Origin of the sequence: Pseudomonas sp. Leaf58, from assembly GCF_003627215.1 — a bacterium.
Taxonomy (GTDB): Bacteria; Pseudomonadota; Gammaproteobacteria; order Pseudomonadales; family Pseudomonadaceae; genus Aquipseudomonas.
This window is the reverse complement of sequence record NZ_CP032678.1, coordinates 97,450-119,756: the sequence shown is the minus strand read 5'-3', so window position 1 is coordinate 119,756 and position 22,307 is coordinate 97,450. Positions and strand designations below refer to the sequence as shown.

The following is a 22,307-nucleotide window of genomic DNA, read 5'->3' as shown; positions in this document are numbered from 1 at the left end:
AAAAAGAAAAGCTTTGGAGGTCACCTCAAATGCGCAAGACGCCACTGGCGATAGCCCTGCTGCTGATCCTGCAGGGCTCCCATGCCCTTGCAGCCGGGTCATTCGACAATCAGTTGAATGAAACAGCAGCCCAGTACAAGATCGATCCAGCCGATGTCACCAACATGGATCGGCAGCAAGCGGCTGCCAAAAAGGGGGCGCTTGCTGGTTACCTCAATGAGAAAGAAGAGCTCAAAGAGATTCGGCAATATTTCAATGATGTTGAGACCAGTGATCGGAAAAAAAAGGTTTTGCAGAACAAGACTCCGATGGAGCCTAGTGAGATCCGCGATCTCCGAAAGCGTCTCGATGCAATCGATAAGGCTTCGAACGAAAGCGTCTATGGGGATGCTTCGATCCGGATTCGCAACGTCACTTACAACCCTGATTCCAATCAGCCACTGGTGATCTCGATTGCACCTGGCTATGCGGCGCAGGTTGAATTCTACGATGCGAGTGGTCAACCTTGGTCGATCAAGAAAGATGGCGTGCTTGGGGATGGCCAGTCATTCTCGAAGAAGATCATGGGGGAGAAACACCATATTTCCTCCTTCACGCTCAATAAAAGCTACAAGGCTTCCAACGCAGCCATCGTTCTGGATGGCTTGAACACCACAATTCCGGTGGTGCTCAAAGGCACCGCGTCAACGGTGGACAGCCGCGTTTCGGTGACGATTCCGAAGCTGAGCCCCAACGCAACCATTCAGCCGGTATTTCAGCATGAGATGGACAATGTCTCAGATGAACTGGTTCGACTCCAGGGTGGTGATGCACCAGCCGGCTCCAAAACACTTTCTGTGGCAGGATTGCCGAACTCTGAAGCCTGGTTTGATGGCAAATTCCTCTACCTGTCGCTGCCTGGTCGCTTGCTGCTTCCCCCGCCAATTAACAGCTCCATCTCCCCTACCGGTCGCTTCCTCTACAAGGTCAACCCGACAACCTACATTTCCATGTCCCTGAACGGCGAACGTCGCAGCGGGACGATTCAGGATCTGTATTCGGTAGACATTCAGCGCGCCAAAACTGTTTTTGATGCTGGGGTAAAATAATAATGGGTACATTAGCTAATATCAGCGCCAACATCACCACCAAAGCCCGACTGATGATTGGTATCAGTATTGTCCTCGTGTTCGTGATCGTGCTTTCTGCTTACCTGCGGATCTCCAGTAAAGATGAGAAACCAACCGAAGCGGTGGCCAGCCTGGAATCGGCGCCGACCGACAAGGAAATTCACAAGGACAAAGCATCGGACAAGCTCATTTTCGATGAAAATACCGAGGTTGCAAAAAACTATCAGCAGGACAATCAAAAACGTGCTGAAGAGGCCGCCAAGGGCAAGGATAGCCATGTGGAAACCCTGCGGGTTAACGTAGGCGATGTTGGGGCTGCGCCAAAGATCGAGCCAAAATCTGAGCCTGCCGCCCCCATGAATCTGCAGCAATTGGTGAATGAGCGAAACGCTCAGGCTGAAATTGCATCTGCTAAAGTGCAAACACAGCGGGCCCAGCGGGCGGCCAACATCCAGGAAAACCCGTGGAAAGCGTTCCTGGATGAGGAGAAAAAGAGCGTCACCGAGTTTGAGGTGAGCTTTGCTGCCAAAGTGGACGAGATCCAAACCGACGCCATGACCCTGGCGGCAAAACCTCAGTACGATTCATCACAGCAGGTTCCAGTCAAGAGCACCACCGCCAACACTGGCACTAGTACTGCGGATTCCGGCTACAGCAGGTATCTGAACCCCGGCAAATTCAACACCTCCAATTCGGTGGATGGTGCTGTAGCCCAGCAACAGCCCGCCAACATGGATGATGAGTCTCCTGAGGACGAGGATGGCGATGCCCAGGTGCGTGGCAGTGATTACCCGAGCGAGCGAATCGCAAAGGCTTCGATCACCAAGCAGGTTCCAGTGGGTTCGATCAGCGTCGGCCAGACCTTCTACTCGGTTCTGCAGATCGGTGTCGATACCGATGAAATCAGCCCCGTGCGTGCGGTAACCGTGCAAAAAGGCCTGCTCGAAGGTGCAGTCCTGACTGGTGAGCCTGTACGCACTGGCCAAAAAGCCAAGATCCAGTTTTCGAACATGAGCTGGAAAGGCAAGAACTACAGCATCAACGCCATTGCTCTCGATCCGGAAACGTACCGCTCTGGCCTGGCCGATAGCGTGGACAATCACACGTTCGAGCGTTACAGCAAGCTGGCCATCGCGTCATTTGTCGATGGCTATGCCGATGCTTTGCAGGATACTCAGACGGTGACTAACACGGATGGCAGTTCCTCGACCCAAACAAATGCCCTTCCTGATGCTGCCGACCAAATAAAAATGGGCATCGGCAAGATGGGAGAAAAATTCTCGCCAATCTTCGAGCGAGAGTTCGACCGACCACCAACCGTCACGGTTGAAGCGAATAAGAGCATTATTGTGATGTTCATGGCAACGGTCGATCTGGCCAAGGCCAAATAAAGGCAGGGGCAGCGATTGGATGACTCCGGTCGCTTGTCATGCCTCCCTCCTTCAACTATTATTGCGTATATTGATACCCATTGCCGGAGACCGCGATGAGCAACGACCGTAGAGACCCGTTCAGCGAAGAAGATGACTTCGACAACCTCGGAGCGGGTGGCGAACATGGCTTCGGCCAGGAAGACCAATTTGGCGGTATCATCGGAGGGGATGACGATTTCGACACGCCCGATGACACTGCTGTGCCACCTTCTGCCGAGAAGCCCAGCAAGCCTGAGAAAACCCCGAAAGCCCCGAAAGTTGCCTCGACCAATGCGGCGCCAAAAGCCTTCATGAAGACCCCGATCGGCATGTGTGCGATTGCCTTCGCGGTGACTATGGTGGGCTTCATTGGCTACAAGGCAGTGACAAGTGCGTTTCCAGGTGAACCGGAGCCTGAAGTGGCCGTGGCGCCAGTGTTGGTGGCACCTGCCTCGGAACCTCAGATCGGCAATGCCTCAGGTTTGCTGAAGCCCCAGGCATCACCAGAAGTGGTGCAGGCTGCCCAGGCGACTCAACCTCAGAACTTGCCGATGGCGCCAGCCGCCCCTGTCGTGGTTCCGCTTCCGGCGACTGAAATCGTGCAACCTGTGTCGGCGAAAGAGCTTGAAGAACTGAAAGCCTCGATTGCCAATCTGCAGGAGCAGAGCTCGGACATCAAGGAGCTGCTGCGCGGTGTCAACCGCACGCTGGAGCGCCAGGAAGCTGCGCAAAGGGCCCTGATCGACAGTGTTAATAGCATCAAAGCGGATCTGGTGAAAAAGGCTGAAGAGCCAGCGCCCGTGGTCTTGGCCCCTAACACCCCCGCCGTGACCGTGAACGCCGGACAGGCCGCTCCCGTGCGCCAGGCAGAGGCGAGCCCACGCCAGCGTATGGCAGGCCTGCAGGTGATCGAGACCTCCCAGGGCGGCGCGATGTCGATCATCAAGAAGGCGTCCAATGGTCGGGTTTTTACCCTGTTCAAGGGTGAGACCATCAACTGGGCGGGTGTGAAGAGCCAGGTGACTTCGATCGAAAATGACGGCGAGCTGGTACTCGTCGGAGACAAATACTTCATCGACAAGGTGCTGGAAGCGCCAAAAGTTCCGGCTAAAGCCCCGGTGAAAGCAGCGGCACCAGCAACAGCGCCAGAGCGCAAACTGGCGCCGGCTCGGCAAGCCAAGCCCATTGCCAGTCGTACCGCTGAAGGCTACACGCTCAACGCGGTGTACAACGACAAGCGCTCGTTCGGCATCGTCAACAACAAGGGTGAGTTCAAGTCCTACAAGATTGGCGACACCATTGACAATCTGGGTGTGGTCAAGGGGCTGGATGAGGTCGGTGACCTGAAGGTGGGTAATACCGTGATTAAAACGGTGTATTGATTCATCGCAACACCTAAGGGAGGCCGCCGGCCTCCCTTTTCATTTCTGATAATATTTTTTCACATATATTGGTTTGCTCCTGTTGCATTTAAGCCTAAATTGGCATATTTTAACTATAGGAATTCACCTTCCCGGACAATAATAATAACGAGGGTAAAAACTCATGAAGTTGAAACGTCTTTTCGGCAAGGGTGCGTTGAGCGTCGTTGGGGCAGGTGCGTTGATGGCATTGTATGCCGTTGATGCGAGTGCCGCTACTGGGCTCGATGGTATGGGTAGCCAGTGGAAAACCCAATTCGCGGCTGGTATCGGTATTGCCAAGATGGCATTCGCCATGATTGGCTTCTTCCTGTTCGCAGGTGGTCTCTTCTACTTCTACAAGGACAGCAAACAGCCTGGCCAGGGTGAAGTCAAGAAAGGCATCGTTGCGTGTCTGGTGGGTACCGGTCTGATGATCATCCCATGGCTGCTCGGCGTGTTCACCGAAACCGTTGCGACCGGTGAAGGTGACAACGCAGAAAACGCCACCAAAGGCACCACGTTCTAAGCGCGCCTGGCTTTGGACACAAAAAAAGGGTGGCGTTTGCCACCCTTTTTCTATCGAAAATTCGGTGACCCTTCATGACCTACCTCCCTATCGCGCTCTCCGTCAAACGAGGCGCCTTTCGTGCCGACCACCCACACCCTCCTAGCTCGGACGCCCTATATCGGCAAGCCCGTGTAAAAGCGCTCAAGCGCGATGATTTCACTTGTCGCTTTTGCGGCTTCAAGCACGAGAAGAATGAAGTCCATCACGCCAACGACAACCATGAAGATCACTCCGATGACAACCTGGTGACTTCCTGCGTGCTTTGTCACATGTGCCACCACATTGGTTTTGCCGCCACGCAAAACCGGGGCAAGCTGATCTACCTGCCCGGCTCACAGATCGACCAGGCTGGGCTGAACCAGTTGGTGCGAATGCTCTGGATTGCGGAACACATGAGCACCGGGGATTTGAAGAACACCGCATCGAGCCTGCTCTCGCGCCTTGACCGTGCGGATATTCCTGCTGCGACCCTGCTGGGTACCAGCAGCCCCTCGATCATGGCTGACTACATGGCCAGCTTGCCGGACGATGAGTATCAAAAGCGCGGCCTGGTGCTCCAGGACATTTACTTGTTGCCCAACAAGCAGGCCTACCTGCCCTACCTGAAGCTTTGGATTGAGGGCTCGAAGAGCTACAAGCCGGCTGACTGGGTGGAGACTGCCCGGCAGAAATTCGCTGACTGGCGCGACAGCGTGTGACACGATGAGCAGGGCGATCGCATGCCCTGTTTTTCCTATGTCTTCGAACAGGTCGCTCTCTTTCAGCGGACTTTTCTTGCCTATTGTGTCCTGGGCGGGGCGATGAGCCTGCGTGGCCTGGCATTTATTCATCAGCATGAAAAAAACTCAGTAAGGCTCATTGCATCAAAGGGAGCGTACTGATCTTGATAGGCTGCCTATTGATCACCCTGCCTTTCATCAATACGGTGGAAGTACATGGATACCATTGAGCGGTGATCATGCCGCAACCCCCTGTGATTGCGACGCCTCCTGTTTTCGCGTTTACGATAAATTGATTGCAGTGCGGGTTAAAACCGTATAGATTTCATCAATATTCTAATAAAAAGAGCCTCAGTTAATGAGCCAGACTTCCATCGGTGTCTGCATTTTTGACGACACCAAATCCGCCCGCGACGGCTGGGCGTCAGTCAATGGCGAAGCCAGCTATCGCGTCACCGGGTTCCATGAGCTTGCCTCGGACAAGCTCTGGGTGACCAACCTGGACTTCCCAGATTTCAAGTCCCTGAATCTGCTCAGGCTCAAGCACCTGGCCCAGTCCCAGTATTTTCGCACCAAACTCTCGCTGCTCCAGAACGAGTTCGGTATCGATGAGCCCAAGGAATTCGCACGCTTCGTGTCCCAGCTGTTCAGCCGGGTAGCACGTTTGGGTGACATTCACCTGGGAATTGATCCGATGAAGTTCAATTACCGCTACACCCAGGCGGTCTCCTCAAAACTTGATGTACCCTCGCTTCACTCGCTTCCACGGGGCCTGAACCCGAATGAAGTGCAGCTGATCATCGATCACTGCACCCAGGAAAATCAGGCCATGACCGGGGTGAAGAAACCTGAGCGCTCCAGCGCCGTGGCGTTTTGCTACCCGCGTTTTACCTACGCCCGCTGGTTACTGTCGCAACCCTATCCGATGGATCTGACCTGGAAAAAGGACAATCTGCACAAAGAGTGGAAAGTTGGTGTCCGTGAAGGCAAAACCACCAAGCAGACCGATGATTTCATCAAGATGATGGAAAACTACATCTTGAAGAGCAACAAAAGCATCTTCCTGCGCATCTCGATCCTTAGCCAAGAGCCGACCCACCGCGCTTTTGCCACCTTTGCTGCCGGATCGCAAAGTCCTCGGGTGTGGGCAACCTACCCGGAAGTACTGGAATTGATGCGCTACAGCGAACTGATGGTCTACGAATCGGCGAGCGTGGGTGCCGGGGTGCTCCAGGATGTGCCGTGCATTGACAATCCGCTTTACAGCAACTGCATGAGCGCCGGACTTTTCCTTGAGAACTACTACTGTGCGCTCATGGCCCCGATAGACAAGCGCAATACGGCGCTGGGTGCCTACATGCGGGCCTACGATCGAATGGCCTGTGGGCGCGCTGCAGAGGCGTTCCACAATGCAGGCTTTGTGGTTGGTTCGTACAGCTCGGGCAGGATCATTGTGCTGATTCGTGAAGGCGAGCGTGAACGAGCGGAGAAGCTGGCCCTGAAGATTGGAATGATTCCGCCCTTTCCAGGAGAAGCCTCATGAGTTCCTTTGCCAAGAGCTACCTGCAGCTCGCCAATGACATTCAGCAAGACATGATCATGATCCCGATTCAGCAGCTGCAGCCTTCAGCGCGTGCCCTGAAGGTGCTTGAAGAGATGGATTCGCTTATCGACCATGACTACGAACGCCACACCAATAACGAGTTCGTCAAAAAGCTCGTTACTGATGCCATGCTCAAGATGTGAGGAAAGACCATGAGCCTTAGCTTTACTGTTGCCTCCTGGATGAACAAGCTGCTCAAGAGCAGCGTCAATCATTATTGCCAGTTCGAAACGGCCAATGACCCTTTCACCATGGTCACCCGTGAGGGTGGCCTGATGACTGCCTACGAAATCAAGGGCACATTCGGCATCATGGGGCCTGACGCCACCCGTGCACACATCGACTCACTGGTCGATTCACTTTCGTCTGCGCTGAAACGACCAGGACATCGCCTCCAGTTCGTCTTTCGCCGGGATCCGCTGAATTCCAAGCAAGCCCTGCGCAAATCGATCCAGGGCGCTATTCGCACACTGGCCACGTTGAACATGGACTTGGAGCAGATGGTGCAGGAGCGTTCGGACAAGCTGGAGAAAAAAACCGTCCTGGAAACCTGCTTCTTGGTGATCACCACCTCCGAGCGTGCCCTCCACCCGGATATCCTGGCAGGATCCAAAAAGGAGCGTGCCGAGAAGGCTAAGAGGAACGGCAACCTCAAGCCAGGCGAATTCGGCCAGTCGTTGAATGTCGAGGTGCCCGGCATTGACATGGTGCACACCGGTTTCGTGAACCAGATTATCTCGCGCCTGGAGGAGAAGCTTTCGCTGCGCAAGATGAAAACCCACGAATTCCTGCACCAGATCCGCCGTCAGATCACCCAGTATGACACTAGTGACAGCTGGAGACCGTATCTGCCGGGTGATCGCATGGCTGCTCGCCTAGAGCAGGACACCCCGGTCGAGACTGACATGTCGCACATCATGTTCCCCGATGTGGGTCAGCAGCTGTTTTCCAGGGAGCCGAAGATTGCGGCGGAGGACAACACCCTGGTCGATCTCGGCGACTGGAAGATTGCTCCGATCATGGTTGACCAGCGACCACAGGACGCCAAGCCGTTTGCCGAGCTATTCAGTTCCATCGATCGTAATGTACCGTACCAGATGTCGCTGGTGATTGACTCCGGGCATGACAGGGTCTGCCAGCTGCTCTCCCGGCGTAAAACCTTTGCCTCGTTCATTGCATTCATCTCCAGTGAAAACAAGTTGATCCGTGAGTCAGCCGAAGAGCTGCTGGAGACCGCGATCGAGAGCACGATGGTCTCGGCTCAGATCACCTTCTCCACGTGGGGGCGTGACATCGAGGAGGTGCGTCGCAACCGTTCCAAGCTGAAAACGGCGGTCGAATCCTGGGGGCAAACCCAGGTTGTCGAGGAACGCGGCGATGCGATCGAGGCGTGGTTCAACACGTTGCCCGGATTCTCGGCAGAACACCTGGCGACCCGCATCCCCCTGGAGGTGCTGGAAGCGCTGGTGATGAGCCCCATTACCCGCCCTGTTTCGCCGTGGTCGGACGGCACCATGCTGTATCGCACCATCGATGAGAAGCTCTTCCCCTTCTTGCCGGGCTCTGACCTGCAGACCGCCAACATGGAAGTTGTGTTTGCCCCGCCTGGCTTTGGCAAGTCGTTCTACCTGGCCGCGTCAAACATGGGCCTTATCACCCGCCCAGGCAACGAAGTGCTGCCACGTATCGGGATTCTCGACATCGGCTTTTCCTCGGCAATGTTCGTGGAGCTGGTGAAGGACTCCTTGCCACCGCACCTCAAGCATCTGGCCCAGGCATTCCGCCTGGAAATGACCCGTGATTACGCGGTGAACTTCTTTGACACACCACTGGGCTGCCAAAAACCCCTGAGTGTGGATCGCGAATACGTGGTCAACATGATGACGCTGCTGACCACTCCGGCAGGCCGCAAGGAGCCGGTGGATCGGATGCCGGAGCTGATCTCCAGTCTGGTTGACGCGATGTACGACTACTTCTCCGAAGACAAGTACCCGCAGCCCTACGAAGCGGGCATGGATGAGTTGATCGACGAGGCCCTCCGAAACAACAATATCCGCTTGATGGGTGGTGAATCCTGGTGGAAAGTCAGCCGGCTGCTTTTTGACGAAGGTCTGTTTAACGATGCGAGCCAGGCGCAGCGCTATGCGGTGCCGACCCTCAATGATGCCACCACAGTGCTGTCGCAAGAGACCACCATCCGCGATGTGTTCGGGTCTTCCATGGTTGGCGATGAAACGCTGATCAACTACCTCAAAGTGATGATCATTTCGGCGGTCAATGACTACCCTATCCTCTCCCAGCCAACCGTGTTCAGTATTGGTGAGGCGCGAATCATCTCCATTGACCTGATGAGTGTGGCCAAGGATGGTTCCGCCCAAGCAGAAAAACGTACGGCGGTGATGTACCTGCTGGGTCGTCAGATCATCTGCAAAGATTATTACCGCAAGGCGGAATTTACCCTCCCGGAAATCCCTCATCATTTCCGCGATTACCACAGACGGGTTATCGAAAAGGACGAGTCTGTGCCGAAAAAACTCTGCATGGACGAATTCCACCGTACCACCGCTGTGCCGATGATTCGCAAGCAGGCCATTGTCGACATTCGTGAAGGGCGAAAATATGACGTACACGTCACGCTCCTCTCTCAGTTGCTCAGTGACTTCCCTGAAGACCTGATTCAGCTGATCAACAACACGATTATCTTGTCTAAGGGTATTGCCGAAACTACGCTGGATGAAATCAAGGCGCGTTTCAGGCCTTCCAATGATGCGATCAAACACATGAACCGCTGGCTCACAGGCCCAGGCGTCGAAGGCTCCAGTATGCTCTACCTTGGAGCCCTGAAAAGTGAAACGGCGCCTCGCATTGAGCAAGTATTGAGACTGACCCTGGGCGGGAGTGAAATCTGGGCCTATACCACCGTGCCACAAGACGTGTCCCTGCGTCGCCGCCTACGTTTAAGATTGGCCTGAACAACGCGCTGAAGGTGTTGACCGCCGCTTACCCGAACGGTTCAGCGAAGGCCGATATCCAGCAAATTATGTCGGAGAACTCGCTTGATGTAGTGGATTTTGAAGAGGATCAAACGATATTCGACGTATTGGTTGTGAGACTGATGAAGGATTATCGCGAGCTGATTGATGCGGCCAAGATGCCGGTTGTCAAGTAACCCTTACTAACCTAATATAGCGTATATTGATTGAGGGCAAGCATATGTCCACGACACAGGTGATTTCATGAACCGTAAATTTTCCCTTGCTCTGAGCGTACTGGCGTTGAGCGTGACCCTTGGGGGCTGCGCCAGCAACCAGACGGCGCGTTCCACCAATGTTCTGGTGACGCCCCCTGTGAATCCACTTGATGAACTCAGGGCTGTCGCCATTGAAACCCGTGATGAGCTGCGCCTGCTGGCCAAGGTCAATGACGCCGTGAATGCGCCTTCCTTGACCAAGGAGCAGCATGCCCAGATGTACTTTCAGTCCACCCATGTTCCCAAGAGCTTCGAGCGCATAGCGAGTTTCTCTTACACCGGCACGGTCACCAAGACCGCCGAAGCCCTGGCCAAGATGGCCGGCTACAAGTTCCGCAAGCCTAGCGTCAACATGCCCAACGAACCGTGGGCCACCATCAACATTGTCAACCAGCCGCTCAACGATGCCTTGCGTGAGCTTGGTGTTCAGTCTGGATCATCCATTCGCGTGGAAGTGCTTGAGCAGGCGAACGTGATCAACCTGGTTTACAAAAACTAAGAGGCTCGCATGATGTTCAAGCCCCTGCTGCTGGCCCTGGCGATCGGCGTAGCGGTTCCTGCCGCCAATGCCGATGAGTTAACACCTGGCGTTCAGTACGACAACTCCAGTCTTCAAGAGCTGCAATCGCTTCACTACTACAAAGACATGCCGCTTGCCGGCGAGGATGATCTTGCCAACAAACGCCACGAAGCGATGCGTGAGGCAGCAATGGCAGTGGGCGCCCAGAACGGTTACGTTGCGGAGATGAACAAGCTGCGTAAGCAGCTCAGCTCAGAGTCCAAGACTTGGGACATGCAGTTTCCATTCAAGGACTTGATGCGCCTGGCGGCACCAGGCGAGAAGTCCCTGTATTTCCTGCCACCGGTCATTCATGAATCCAACGATGTCACAGCACATTCCGACGACAACAACCGCATCAAGGTGTCCGGCAAGTACTATGACATTGTCAAAAAGGAGCGGTTGGTGACAGCCCCACCGGATTGGCGCGAGTATCTGCTGATTGATTTGCCGGTGGATGTGTCGAAACCCGTGGGGGCTTTGCTCCCAAAAACACCGCAGGAGCAGCAGCTGTGGTCGGACTGGATTTCGGAAGGTTGGGAATCTGGCGTGCTTCAGGCGAATGCTGAAATGACTTCTCGCATTCGAAACCTCGGCTCAGATATCAACGGCATGATTCGCTATCTCAGGCTGGTCAAAGAGCGCAAGATCGAGCCCTCCTACGTCGCCTCGCAGTACACGGGTCGTGTCAATTCGGGTGATCGTATGCACCTGAACCAGCGAACTTTTGCGATTACCGCACCAGCCTCGTTCAACGGAAATGAAAAGCAATGGGTGCCGCTGGATCTGGATCCACGTGGCGGCTACCGCACCCCTGATGAGGTTCGCGCCATCAACCAGGGCAAGTGACGCCGCAGTACCAAACGCCTTTAAACCCCAACAAAAATAATAAAAGGGGATGTACATGGAGGACTTCATAGTCCCAGTTCCGCCGCGCATGAACTCGGCGGAACATGTCAACGAGCTGTTGTATCAGATGGTGCAGATGGGAGGGTCAGACCTCTTCATCATCGGTTCGGGTGAAATCTGGGTTTCTCGCTACGGTCGGAAAGTGAAGTTGACCAACCGTCGACTGACCGACAACGAAGCCCGCGACCTGATCATTGCGCTGTACAACACCAATGCCCCTTCCATGCTCGGAGCTGCACAGCCGATCAACGATGCGCATGAGTTTTACCGCGAGGAGAGTGGCGAGCGCAATCGCTACCGCTTCCGTCTCAACGCAGTTGGCTGCCTGCGCAATGGTCGTAAGAGCATGACCATAACCCTGCGCACCATCCCCACCACCCCGCCCCACTGGGAAGTCTACGGGGTTGAGAAAGAAATCATCGAAGTGACGCGGGCGCTCGATCAGGGTCTGGTGCTGGTGGTGGGCGCCACAGGCAATGGCAAATCAACCTTGCTGGCGTCCATTCTTCGCGACCGCATCGAAGGGCCAAACAGCCATACCAACCTGGTGACTATCGAGCATCCGATTGAGTTCGTGTACGACGCAATCGAAAAAACCAACTCACTGGTGACCCAGCTGCAAGTCGGCAACGACGTGTCAGGTTTTCATGATGGCGTCGTCAACTCGCTTCGTATGGCGCCCAATGTGATTCTGGTGGGTGAGTCCCGTGACCTTGAGACCGTGCAAGCCTCCCTGGAAGCGGCGATGACTGGGCACGGGGTTTTTTCCACGGTTCACGCCAACAATGTGCCTGAGACCTTCCAGCGCCTGGTCTACGTGTACCCCAAGGAGATGCAACAGCAAGCGCGTCTTGATGTTCTCCAGCCCATGAAAATGATTGTGGCTCAGCGTTTGATTCCAACCATTGATGGCAAACGTACGGCCATTCGCGAGGTCATGATTCTTGATCAGGACGACAAGGACAGGATGATGGAGTCCGACAACATCGCCTCGGCGGCGTTCAAACTGCTCGATTCCAGGGGGCGTCCGATGATTGAAGATGCCGAGTCCAAGTACCGCGATGGCATCATTTCCGAGGAAGTCATCAAGCGCATGCGGATGAACTACAAAGCAATTAAGAAAAACCTGGGTTGACCGAGTGCGGGTCACTAAGGGCCCGCTGTATTTTAGGATTACGCCATGCCTGCCCATTACATCACCCGAAGACCCAAGCTGGGCCCCATCGACGCGCAAGCGGTTTACCCTATTCTCCTGTGGATGATTCACCCACGGGTGTGGACGGCGTACATCCTTCTCGTTGCAATCCTGTTCCTTTGGATGCTGGCTCGTCGTGGCATCACCATCTCAATGATGATGCGCATTTTCCGTCGATGGATCGTCGGCAAACGGCGGCAGATTCGCTCGCCCTGGCGGCGACCAATGGCTTTATGAGGATATTGGTTTTCTGACCAATATATGGCATAAACAGCTATGCAATTTTCAATATTGATAATAAACTACAGCAATTAAAGATAAGAGGACATTCACAATGCCCCGCAAGCTGAAACTTCTGACGGCTGCGCTCATCGGTGCGGCATGCTCAAACGCAGTGCACGCTGAGCTTTACATCTCCCCCGTCGTGCGGGACAGCGTAACCTACCAAAAGCCCGCTGACGTTCCGGCTCCAGCGCCCTCTTTCACCGATCTGACCAAGGCGCCCGTGCCGTATAACCCTGCGCCAGCCGTACCGGTACCCGCGCCTGCCACCCAGAAAGTGGTGGGCACCTCAACCGTGCATGGCAAATTCGAGATGGAGTCGACCAAGCGCACCGGGGAAATGTCGTTCGGCAAGAATGTGCCGTTGTTCGCCGCTCTTGAAAATCTAGTGCCGAACAGCAAGTCGTGGTCGATTGTTTTCGAACCAGGCACTGAAAACACCCCTGTTTCCTGGCGTGACGCAGCCAACTGGCGCGATGCGCTTGACCAGATTTCGAAAAACAACCGCCTGGTCATTGCGGTCAATGAGCAAGCCAAGCGCATTTCGGTATCTCGCACTGCCGACATGGCACAAAAACTCGCCCAGCCCGGTTCCCAGGTGTGGACGCTGAAGGCCGGCAAGTCGTTGCGCGAAAATCTCAACGACTGGGCTGCCAAGGCAAACTGGCAGATCGACTGGTCGAAAACCGAAATGAACTACCCCATCGACCATACCGCCACCCTGGTTGGCCCGTTTGCAGGCAAAGGTGGCGTGCTTGACCGTGTGTTAAGTGCGACAGCCGATCGCCAGACGCCGCTGACAGGCCGTTTCTATCGTGGCAACAACGTAGTGGTCATCACCGAAGCCGGATACAGCCCAGAGCATCAGCCGGGCACTCCGATGACTGATACCGAAGCCTATTAATTGAGGGATGTATCCATGATGCTCAAGAAGATTTTCAGCTTATCAGCACTGGCTGCCGCGACGTTGTCAGCAGGTTGTACGGTTGTGGATAAATCCTATGACCAAGGCCGTCAGGACATGCGCGACCTGAAGTCTTCTGTCACTGATGCGCGCAAGATGAAAGCGAGCTCCGTTGATGAAACGGATGGCATCTGGCTGGGCGGTGACCCGTTCCATGTCTCCCAGGAAGAAAATGCGCCGGCAGTGCTCAAGCGTATAGTATCGGTCAAGCAACTCGACCCGATCTCCGCGTCAGACATCATCAGCATGATCAGCAATGACCTGGGCGTGAAGATCATCATGACCCAGGACGCCATCGACTACACGAATGGCGTGGTGGCGGCGAAGAAGGAAGACCGCTCTGCGGATGCAGCCGCTTCAGGCCTGGGTGTGCCACCGCCGTCCATGAACGAAGAAAGCATCTTCAAGGCCATGAATGCCGGCACCGAGGCGGGATCCAAGATCACCTTTACCCTCAACTACAAAGGTACTGCAGCCGGGCTTCTGGACTTGGTGGCGACCAAGGCCGGGCTGTTCTGGAAGCATGAAAACGGCGAGATCGTGCTGCGTCGCTACGAAACCAAAACCTTCATCCTGGATGTCGCGCCAGGCGGGGTGGAGTTCGAATCGGAAATCAAATCCGACCTGTCGACTAACGGCTCCAGCTCTGAAAGCTCCTCGACGTCGGACTCGGTACACACGGTCAAGTCGACCATCAAGACCGACTCTGCGTTCAAGGCGGTGCAAAGTGGCGTGCAGTCCATGCTCAGCTCGGGTGGTTCGATCGCCATTGCCGAGTCGACTGGCAACATGACGGTTACTGACACTCCTCAGGTATTGAGGCGCGTCGATAACTACATCAAGACTCAAAACGCCATCGCCAGCAAACAGGTCGCGATCAAGACCGAGATCTACGAGATTTCGTCGGACGAAAATGGCGAGTTTGACCCGCAGCTGTCCGCGCTGTACGACTGGGGCGATCTGAAACTGGGCATTTCCGATGACACCCTGACCTTCTCCCGTGGTGGTCATGACAGCGCTTCGGACAACAAATTCTCGGGCGACTCCAAAGCCGCGATGAAGCTGCTGCGCACCAACAAGAACGTGACCCAGGTCACCAGCTCGACGATTTATGCCCAAAACGGTGAGCCCACCCCCTTCCAGCAGTTGGATGAAATTGGCTACCTCGCCGAGGTGCAGATCGAGACAGCTGGCGCGAGCTCGGACACTGCCTCTGACTCGAACCTGGCTACGCTTAAACCCGGTAAAACCAGCCAGGGCTTCTCGATGACAATCATCCCCCGGATCAACTCCGAGGGGCGGGTGCAGATGAAACTGGCGATGGATTCTTCGCGCCTGAACTCGATCGACGCCTACGGCTTGGACGGCGGGGCTCAGATTCAAACGCCAAACCGCTCCACCAACAAGTACAACCAGCTGGTCACCGTAAGAAGCGGTCAACCGCTGATGATTGCCGGGTTGGAGCAAACGTCCAACAAGTCCACCATCGAATCGATGTTTGGGCGCAGAACCTGGATGCTCGGTGGCTCCCAGGCAGGGGGCAAGAAAAAGGTTATGACTATGATCGTACTCACCCCCTACATCTTGCAAAAATAAGGGGCACCCATGGAGCGCATCTTTGATGTAGGGGGTAAGCGTTTCATTACCGGTCTTGAGTGGGTTCCACTGACCGGTAAGGACGTGAACCTGGCCGCGAAGGTAAAGGCTAAGAGTGCCGGGGTGCGCTTCGGCGTGCTTCGCACCATTGAAATTGAAGACGTCAGCACGGTGAATCAGGTGGGCCTGTCCCACCAGAAGCTCAAGGGGGTCTTCTACTCGGCGGCGGGGCACCTGGCCACCCATCATCAGTCGTTTATCTCGATCGAGAAACTCGGCGATGACAGCTACTGGCTGTGCGTAGCCCAGGACGGTCGGGTCTTGCCGGGCTTTGATACCATCGCCTCCAGCACGGAAATCAAGTCGCTGTTTCAGGAGTTATCCCAGGAGATATCCCTGGAATACATGAAGTTACTGATGCAATCGTCAGTGGCCATGGAGCTCGATGTTGACACCTTTGGCCTGTCCAACCTCACTAACCAGAGCCCTTTGGACGCTTTGGCGGAAGAAAGCCCAGGTGAGAGTGCCAAGATCCGGAACCTGATTGGCATTCCGAGTGCTGTGTACCTGGGGGCGGCGCTGGTTGCGGTTGTGGCCTTGATGGGGGGTTTTTGGAAGTATCAGGAAATCCAGAAGCAGCGTGAACTCGATGCCTTGATTGCCCAGGATCAAGCTGACCTGGGAAAAATCGAGTCACAAGTGACGGTGGAGAAGGTTATTGCGAAAGGCCCGACAGATGAAGAGTTGTTGCGCCGTGCACGCCAAGAGGAAATCACCTGGTTGCGCGATAGCTTCAACCACCTGAACACCCTGCCAGCGCTCAAGCAGTTTTATTTCCTGAACAAGGAGCTGCCGCGTTTCATCAACGGCTGGCAGCTGGCAACTGTACGTTTCGACGCCGAAAGCAGCAACCAGATGTCCGCGCTTTGGGTGCGCCAGTCCTATGGGACACCCCAGCTGCTGCGCGAAGCCTTCGGCAGCGAAGTGTCAATGTCATTCACTCCGGAAATGGGTAAGTCACGTACCGGGCACAAGATTTCGCTCGGGTCGCGTGGGGTTGATGATATTCTTGGCTATCTCAGGAGCAAGGGTATTGGCCACCAGGCTTTTGCGACTGATTTGTTCAACAACAAGCTGGATTTTGTCTCGACGGTTACTCAGCAGAAAGACCGCAAGCAACCGATTGAGGGGTTGAAAAACCCCGCCATGACGAACATGGCCCAGTTGGTGATGAAGACCCGCCAATTCGAGATTACTGGCGACAGCCTGGATCGATTTACTGTCCTGATGGGTGTGATGCAGCGAGCTGAAAACTTCCTGCCTCAGTCCATCGAACTGAACCGTTCGCAAACATCTGTGAAATGGAAACTCACCGGCACTTTGTACGAAGAATGAGGAAATGATGAACACTATCTTTAAGAAGAATCTGATTGCGGGCGCCATCTTCGCCCTCGCGTCAGCCCATTGCTTCGCTGATGTTTCCGGTGCAGACACTTCCCTGCCGCCTCCACCACCACCGCCTCCGCCTCAAGTGCAGGCCGTCAGCACAGACAATCCTGCGGCGGTACCGACCCTGGCCAAACCTGCCCCTGTGGTCGTCAGCGGCGGTGCTGCACTGGAATCATTGAAGGCTGAAGAGCTGGCGCCAGCCACGCTCTACAGCAAGACGACTCCCGAGCAACAGCAGGAGCTGCAAACCTCGGAAAAAAACTCGAAAAAACTCGATGAGCTCAACCGCCAACGCGAGCAAGCCCAGGCCGAGCTTGAAATTTTGAAAATCAACCAGGAAAAAGCCCGCACGCAGAGCGAAATCCGCAAGCTCAATGGCGAAAAGCTGCCAAGCGAAATCCAGGCGGCTGCCGAGCAGGCGACGCAGAACGCCGCACCTGCGGCCCAGAAGCCTAAATCGCCCTTGGAAATGGTTTATGTCACCCAGATCTACGGCTTTAGCGGCGAAGAGGTGGTGACGGTCTACTACAACAACAGCATCGTCAAGGTTAAGCGGGGTCAAATTGTGACGGATGGCGTGAGGATGGATCGCGTTCTCGACAATGGCGCGGTGTTCTCCTACAAGGGCAAGTCGCGTACCGTCTTGTTGACCACCGAAAAACAGGCGGAAGCCCGTTCGTTCACCGAGGTGGATAAGAATGCTGGTAAAAGTCCCGTGCAATACAACGGCATTAACGGTATGAGCCCAGGTTTCCCGCCCACGTCTGTGAGTTACCCCCAATAAGCAGTTAATCCGAGTGCGGATCTCCAGAGGCCAGCCCGAGCACATTCGGCTGGCCTTTTTCATTTTTGCGGTTTTAGTGCTTTAGATCGAAACTCTTTTGCTGTATATTGACAAAAACCGGGAACATACCTGGCCAGTAGAAAAATAATAAGAGAGCTGGCGATGAATTTTTTTCGCAGGAATAAGCCTAAGAGCATTGCTCCGGCTGCACAAGTCACTGCAGCACCTCAGAAGGCCTCTGAGCGTGGCCCCACCGAAATTCAGAATCGCGGTGGAGAGCCTCCCTACAAGGTCATATCCAAGAAAGAAGACATTCCACCCTACTCTGCGGTTCTTTCCATCAGTGGCGGCCCCGTTTCGCTAAGCCCCGAACTGCAAAAAAATTATGCTGTGCTGCTGGTCAGTCAGGAAAGCAAGCAGGTCGAGGTCATTTGTACGCTGGATGTGATCAAGCGGGCAGGCGTTGACGACGAGTATATGGCGATCGTTGATCGACTCAAGCGCCTTGGTTATGTGCGGGCTCGTAGCAAGCACATTGCACGTCCAGAAATTCTGCAGATTATCTATGAGCTGACTGAGCAGCGCCGTTCCCTGGAAGAGCAGCAAAAAGCAGCGACAGAAATACAGAAAAGCTTCGATGAGCTGTTGCTGCGCGCCGTAAAAATAGGGGCGAGCGATATCCATATGGAGGTTCGCCGCGATCAGGCCCAGATTCGTATGCGGGTCAATGGCGACCTTGGCGACCCTGAGCAATGGGCCGTGCGCAATGCAAACGTCATGGCCGGCGTAATTTACATGGTAATTGCTGACGAGAAGGACACCGCGTTCGATTCCTCTCGCCCCCAGGATGCTATCATCGATCGAGACTTAGGCGATGGTGTACGGATTCGCGTGCGTCTTGCCACATTGCCAGCCTATCCCTCGGGCTTCGACATGATCATGCGTTTGCTCAAGATGGGACAGACGGGTGAAAACATTCACCTGGATAAACTCGGGTACAACAAAGAGCAACTTACCAAGACGCGACGTGCAGTGGCCAAACCCACTGGCGCGATTATCATGGCAGGCACCACCGGTTCTGGTAAGTCGACGTCCCTCAATGCGATGCTTGCTGAGAAAATTGCTGCTCACGATGGTCGCATTAAAGTCATCACAGTTGAGGATCCGCCTGAATACCTTTTGAACGGTGCGACACAGGTGCCGGTTGTGCGTTCACGCTCAGCGGCCAAATCCGGCGATAGTAAAGAAAACCCGTTTGCTGCAGCTGTACGTGCCACCATGCGAAGCGACCCGGACATCATCATGGTTGGTGAGGTTCGCGACCATGCATCGGCAGAACTGCTGATCCACGCGGTACAATCGGGTCACCAAGTCTATACCACCACACACGCGGGCAGTGGCATCGATATCATTGCACGCTTGCGCTCCCAGGGCATTCCCGACGATGTGTTAGGCAGCCAAAACTTTGTCACGGCATTGATGTATCAGGCATTGTTGCCAGTCGTCTGCCCTCATTGCTCGACCACCATCGACGCATTTAAAGAGACGGTCATATCTGAGGCGGAGGAAGAGTTGGTGGTGCGGCTGTATCGCCACCTGGGTAACAACCAGGTGCAGAACATCCGCTTCCGCAATTACGACGGTTGCCCAAAGTGCAAAAAAGGGGTTGTTGGCCGTACCGTTGCGTCGGAAGTCATTCTGCCCGATGCATTCATGCTTAAGGCCTTCCGAGATCGCCAGGATATCGACGCAGCCATGTACCACGCCTACACAGGCGGAAAAGTGGCCTTGCATCATGGCATTGACAAGCTGATCCAGGGCTTGGTGGATGTGCGTGATGTCGAGACCAAGCTTGATCGCATCTCTGCCTTGCAAGAAATGCAGGCTTCGGTGCGCCATTTTGTCCATATCAGCGGGATTGAAAAAACACTGACCGATGCTTCGTCGGTGACTGAGTCGTCGAAAGCGAGAGTGGCATTTACGTGCCAAGCAACGAACTCATCCTGCCCGACTCGGTGACCCGCCCAGCGGAAGCGCCCGCCCTGATTCTGCCTGCGCACATGGCAGGCCAGCCCGCTGAAACCGCCATCTCGCTGGAGAAATCCCCTCCCGTGGAACCCGATGCACCTACCAGTGCGATCGCTGACGTAATTGCCACCCCGCTGCGACCGGTAGAGGCCTTAATGCCCATGGTGCCTGAGACTCCTGTGGTGGCGCCTGAAGCAGAGCGAGCGGGAGCGAGCCTCGTTGCAGATACCCAGGAGCAAGCACACCCGAGCCCAGCAGAGGAGACCCTGGTGGCTTCTGTGACCCTTGCTCATACAGAGGTGGCTGAGACTGAATCACCACCACTCACCTCAGCGCAGGTGAACGATCCGGAAGTGCCTGACCTGAGTGTCAGTGAAGGAGATGTTGAAGCGGCTGGTGCTGCAGATGCTGGGGCACAGCTGGATTCTGATACCTCGGAATCGATGGTGTCCGCATCTGAGCCTGGGGTGATTGAGGTTGTTGATGAGGTGGCCATCGCTGAAGTTATCCCGGTCACACCTGAGTTGGTTGCACAGGAGCCCGTGGTTGACGTGTCTGAGGTTGTTCAACCGGAGCCCTCGGTTAAGTTTGATTGTGAGGCAGCATTCCTCGAAGCCCTTCAGACAGTCCTGGAAACCGAAGTGGCTCGAAATGGCTTCAACCTCAGTGCGCGGTTCATGAAAGGCCGGTTGTCGGCACCAGCCATTGAGGCACTGCTCTCCAGTGACCTGGTGCCGGAACAACAGGCTGCAAACCTGCAGGACGCTTTTGGCGCGCTGAACCCAGCGGAGCAAGTCCGGGTGTTTGGACTGACGATTGAAGAAGTTCAGGCCTTCCTGGATGCCAGGTTGCCGACTGATCAGCCAGCAGTGGTCGCCGATCAGGTGGAACCAACACCTTTGGCTGATAAGCCTGCTGCGCCTGCAAAATCCAGAAAACCCTCCTCCGTGGTTCCCTTGAAATCAGGCGCTGCTGGTAAGGCTCGTAGTCGCAAGCCTGCAGCCACCGAATTCCCGGAGGAGACCCCAGTTGGCGCTGATGCAAGTACAGCACCGTCCGTGGAGACGACCAAGGAGGCTCAGGCTAAACCGGCGAGGGCCTATAAATCGAAGTTGCTTGCTGGCGCAGGGCCAACCCCTGAACAAGCATCCAAGGACAATGTGAAAAGCCTGGATGTGGCTCGTGCCCAGAAAACCAAGGGTCAGGTGGCAGCGAAAGCGCCAGGAAAGGCCGCTGGGAAAGCGACCGCCAAAACTGGGGTCAAGCCAGCAGGCAAGACAGCAACCAAGAAGCCAGCAAAAGCTGATTCGAAAGACCAGTCCGAAGACTGAACCTTCGGGCTATGGATGAAGTTTGGAGCCTACTATGACATTCACTTTGGCGGCAAAAGAGTGGTGGACAAAGTTTCAGTTTGGCGCTGATGCGCGTAAAAATATGTACCAGTCCTTCCTGGACTACCTCCAGCAAGGTGTGGCCATAAACGATATCGTGACCGATCTGTCGACTTCGATCAAGAAAGCGAAGGCAAGAAGGTTCATGTATCAGGTGACCATTCTCGAAGACATTTCTTTGCAAATGTCCTCGGGGATTGATTTCTCGGAGGCACTTTCGAGGTGGGTGCCTGCCAACGAGGCAATGTCCGTGCGCGCAGGTATGGAAAGTGGTGACCCAGTCAGTGGCATGCAGAACACCATTGATGCTGTGGGTGCTGCCACAGAGATGAAGTCGGTGATTGTTAACAAGCTCTCTTACCCTGTGGTGCTCGTGTTCGCTCTGATTGGGCTTATTTACTTCTTCTCGCTGAAAATCATTCCGCGTATCGCCGAGGTGATTGACCCAAGTCTTTGGCCGGAAAACTCTAAAAGCATGTACTCCACAGCCATGTTCGTGCAGAACAAGGGGATTTTTGTCGGCCTGGCGCTCGTAGCATTGGCTGTGCTGGTTGGGTGGAGTTTGCCTAGAACAACCGGCACGCTGCGCAAGTATCTGGACAAGTTCCCACCCTACAGCTTTTACAAGGCCTTTCACAGCGCCAACCTGCTGATATCCCTCGCCGCATTGATGCGCTCAGGGGTTCCGTTCGTGGATGCAATGGGGAAATTGAGCAAATATTCAGATGCTTATCTTCAAGACCACCTTGATCGGATGATCGTCAACATTGCGGACGGGTTGTCGCTATCAGAATCCATGGACACTGGGTTGCTCTCGCAAGAGATGATGGTTAGCGTGCACATGATGAGCAATAACGCTAATTTCCAGCAGGCGATCAATGAAATCGGTCGCCAATCGGTCAAGCGCGGGATCGAAAGGATTTCGGTCATCTCAAGCCTTATCAACGCGGGTGCCATGTTCGGCATTACGGCTTATGTCGGGTGGATTTATATGTGCTTCAACGCAGTTGCCAACGCCATGGGCCAGGCTGCGAACATCTGATGCCATTGTCAAAACGCCAATAGTGACGGACAGCAAAAAATTAT

20 protein-coding genes are annotated in these 22,307 nt (G+C 54.9%); all 20 read left to right on the top strand.

The window, feature by feature from the left end; translation table 11 throughout:
* The first annotated feature begins 29 nt into the window (after nt 1-29).
* The 20 genes from DV532_RS25760 (at nt 30) to DV532_RS25665 (ending at nt 22,263) form a co-directional block, all read left to right on the top strand.
* Nucleotides 30-1,088 carry a DotH/IcmK family type IV secretion protein gene (locus DV532_RS25760; RefSeq protein ID WP_056799809.1) on the top strand — a complete coding sequence of 353 codons (1,059 nt, stop codon included), beginning with the start codon at nt 30-32 and terminating at the stop codon, nt 1,086-1,088.
* Nucleotides 1,089-1,090: 2 nt separating this feature from the next.
* Nucleotides 1,091-2,500, top strand: coding sequence for a DotG/IcmE/VirB10 family protein (locus DV532_RS25755; protein ID WP_056799811.1), 1,410 nt, complete (start codon nt 1,091-1,093; stop codon nt 2,498-2,500).
* A gap of 95 nt (nt 2,501-2,595) precedes the next feature.
* Nucleotides 2,596-3,903: a hypothetical protein gene (locus DV532_RS25750; protein WP_056799814.1), complete on the top strand. Its 1,308-nt coding sequence runs from the start codon at nt 2,596-2,598 to the stop codon at nt 3,901-3,903.
* A gap of 163 nt (nt 3,904-4,066) precedes the next feature.
* The gene (locus DV532_RS25745) at nt 4,067-4,450 is read left to right on the top strand and encodes a hypothetical protein (RefSeq protein ID WP_056799816.1); all 384 of its coding nucleotides are present in this window, start codon (nt 4,067-4,069) and stop codon (nt 4,448-4,450) included.
* A 74-nt stretch (nt 4,451-4,524) separates the two neighbouring features.
* Nucleotides 4,525-5,190 (top strand): HNH endonuclease, encoded by a 666-nt coding sequence (locus DV532_RS25740; protein WP_177339532.1) that lies wholly within the window; start codon nt 4,525-4,527, stop codon nt 5,188-5,190.
* Between the two features lie 379 nt (nt 5,191-5,569).
* Nucleotides 5,570-6,754 (top strand): hypothetical protein, encoded by a 1,185-nt coding sequence (locus tag DV532_RS25735; RefSeq protein WP_056799824.1) that lies wholly within the window; start codon nt 5,570-5,572, stop codon nt 6,752-6,754.
* Nucleotides 6,751-6,957 (top strand): hypothetical protein, encoded by a 207-nt coding sequence (locus tag DV532_RS25730; RefSeq protein WP_056799827.1) that lies wholly within the window; start codon nt 6,751-6,753, stop codon nt 6,955-6,957. The genes DV532_RS25735 and DV532_RS25730 overlap by 4 nt, the downstream gene beginning before the upstream one ends.
* Nucleotides 6,958-6,966: 9 nt before the next feature.
* Entirely contained in the window at nt 6,967-9,786 is a 2,820-nt protein-coding gene (locus DV532_RS25725) for an ATP-binding protein (RefSeq protein WP_162948991.1), read from the top strand.
* A gap of 14 nt (nt 9,787-9,800) precedes the next feature.
* Nucleotides 9,801-9,983, top strand: a complete 183-nt coding sequence (locus DV532_RS25720) for a hypothetical protein (RefSeq protein WP_120715408.1) — start codon at nt 9,801-9,803, stop codon at nt 9,981-9,983.
* Between the two features lie 67 nt (nt 9,984-10,050).
* Nucleotides 10,051-10,563, top strand: a complete 513-nt coding sequence (locus tag DV532_RS25715; protein ID WP_056799832.1) for a DotD/TraH family lipoprotein — start codon at nt 10,051-10,053, stop codon at nt 10,561-10,563.
* A gap of 9 nt (nt 10,564-10,572) precedes the next feature.
* Nucleotides 10,573-11,472, top strand: a complete 900-nt coding sequence (locus DV532_RS25710) for a type IV secretory system conjugative DNA transfer family protein (RefSeq protein ID WP_056799835.1) — start codon at nt 10,573-10,575, stop codon at nt 11,470-11,472.
* A 55-nt stretch (nt 11,473-11,527) separates the two neighbouring features.
* Nucleotides 11,528-12,667, top strand: a complete 1,140-nt coding sequence (locus tag DV532_RS25705; RefSeq protein WP_082476843.1) for a type IV pilus twitching motility protein PilT — start codon at nt 11,528-11,530, stop codon at nt 12,665-12,667.
* A 45-nt stretch (nt 12,668-12,712) separates the two neighbouring features.
* Nucleotides 12,713-12,964: an IcmT/TraK family protein gene (icmT, locus tag DV532_RS25700; protein ID WP_056799842.1), complete on the top strand. Its 252-nt coding sequence runs from the start codon at nt 12,713-12,715 to the stop codon at nt 12,962-12,964.
* 97 nt (nt 12,965-13,061) lie between these two features.
* Nucleotides 13,062-13,913, top strand: a complete 852-nt coding sequence (locus DV532_RS25695; protein WP_056799845.1) for a toxin co-regulated pilus biosynthesis Q family protein — start codon at nt 13,062-13,064, stop codon at nt 13,911-13,913.
* A gap of 15 nt (nt 13,914-13,928) precedes the next feature.
* Nucleotides 13,929-15,569 carry a hypothetical protein gene (locus DV532_RS25690; RefSeq protein WP_082476845.1) on the top strand — a complete coding sequence of 547 codons (1,641 nt, stop codon included), beginning with the start codon at nt 13,929-13,931 and terminating at the stop codon, nt 15,567-15,569.
* Nucleotides 15,570-15,578: 9 nt separating this feature from the next.
* A complete protein-coding gene (gene pilO2, locus DV532_RS25685) occupies nt 15,579-16,964 on the top strand; it encodes a type 4b pilus protein PilO2 (protein WP_056799850.1) in 1,386 nt (461 codons plus the stop codon).
* 7 nt (nt 16,965-16,971) lie between these two features.
* A complete protein-coding gene (locus DV532_RS25680; RefSeq protein WP_056799853.1) occupies nt 16,972-17,802 on the top strand; it encodes a hypothetical protein in 831 nt (276 codons plus the stop codon).
* Nucleotides 17,803-17,964: 162 nt separating this feature from the next.
* Nucleotides 17,965-19,821, top strand: a complete 1,857-nt coding sequence (locus DV532_RS25675) for a GspE/PulE family protein (RefSeq protein WP_120715407.1) — start codon at nt 17,965-17,967, stop codon at nt 19,819-19,821.
* Between the two features lie 278 nt (nt 19,822-20,099).
* Nucleotides 20,100-21,161, top strand: coding sequence for a hypothetical protein (locus DV532_RS25670; protein ID WP_162948990.1), 1,062 nt, complete (start codon nt 20,100-20,102; stop codon nt 21,159-21,161).
* A gap of 34 nt (nt 21,162-21,195) precedes the next feature.
* Nucleotides 21,196-22,263, top strand: a complete 1,068-nt coding sequence (locus DV532_RS25665; protein WP_056799859.1) for a type II secretion system F family protein — start codon at nt 21,196-21,198, stop codon at nt 22,261-22,263.
* The last annotated feature ends 44 nt before the right edge of the window (nt 22,264-22,307 follow it).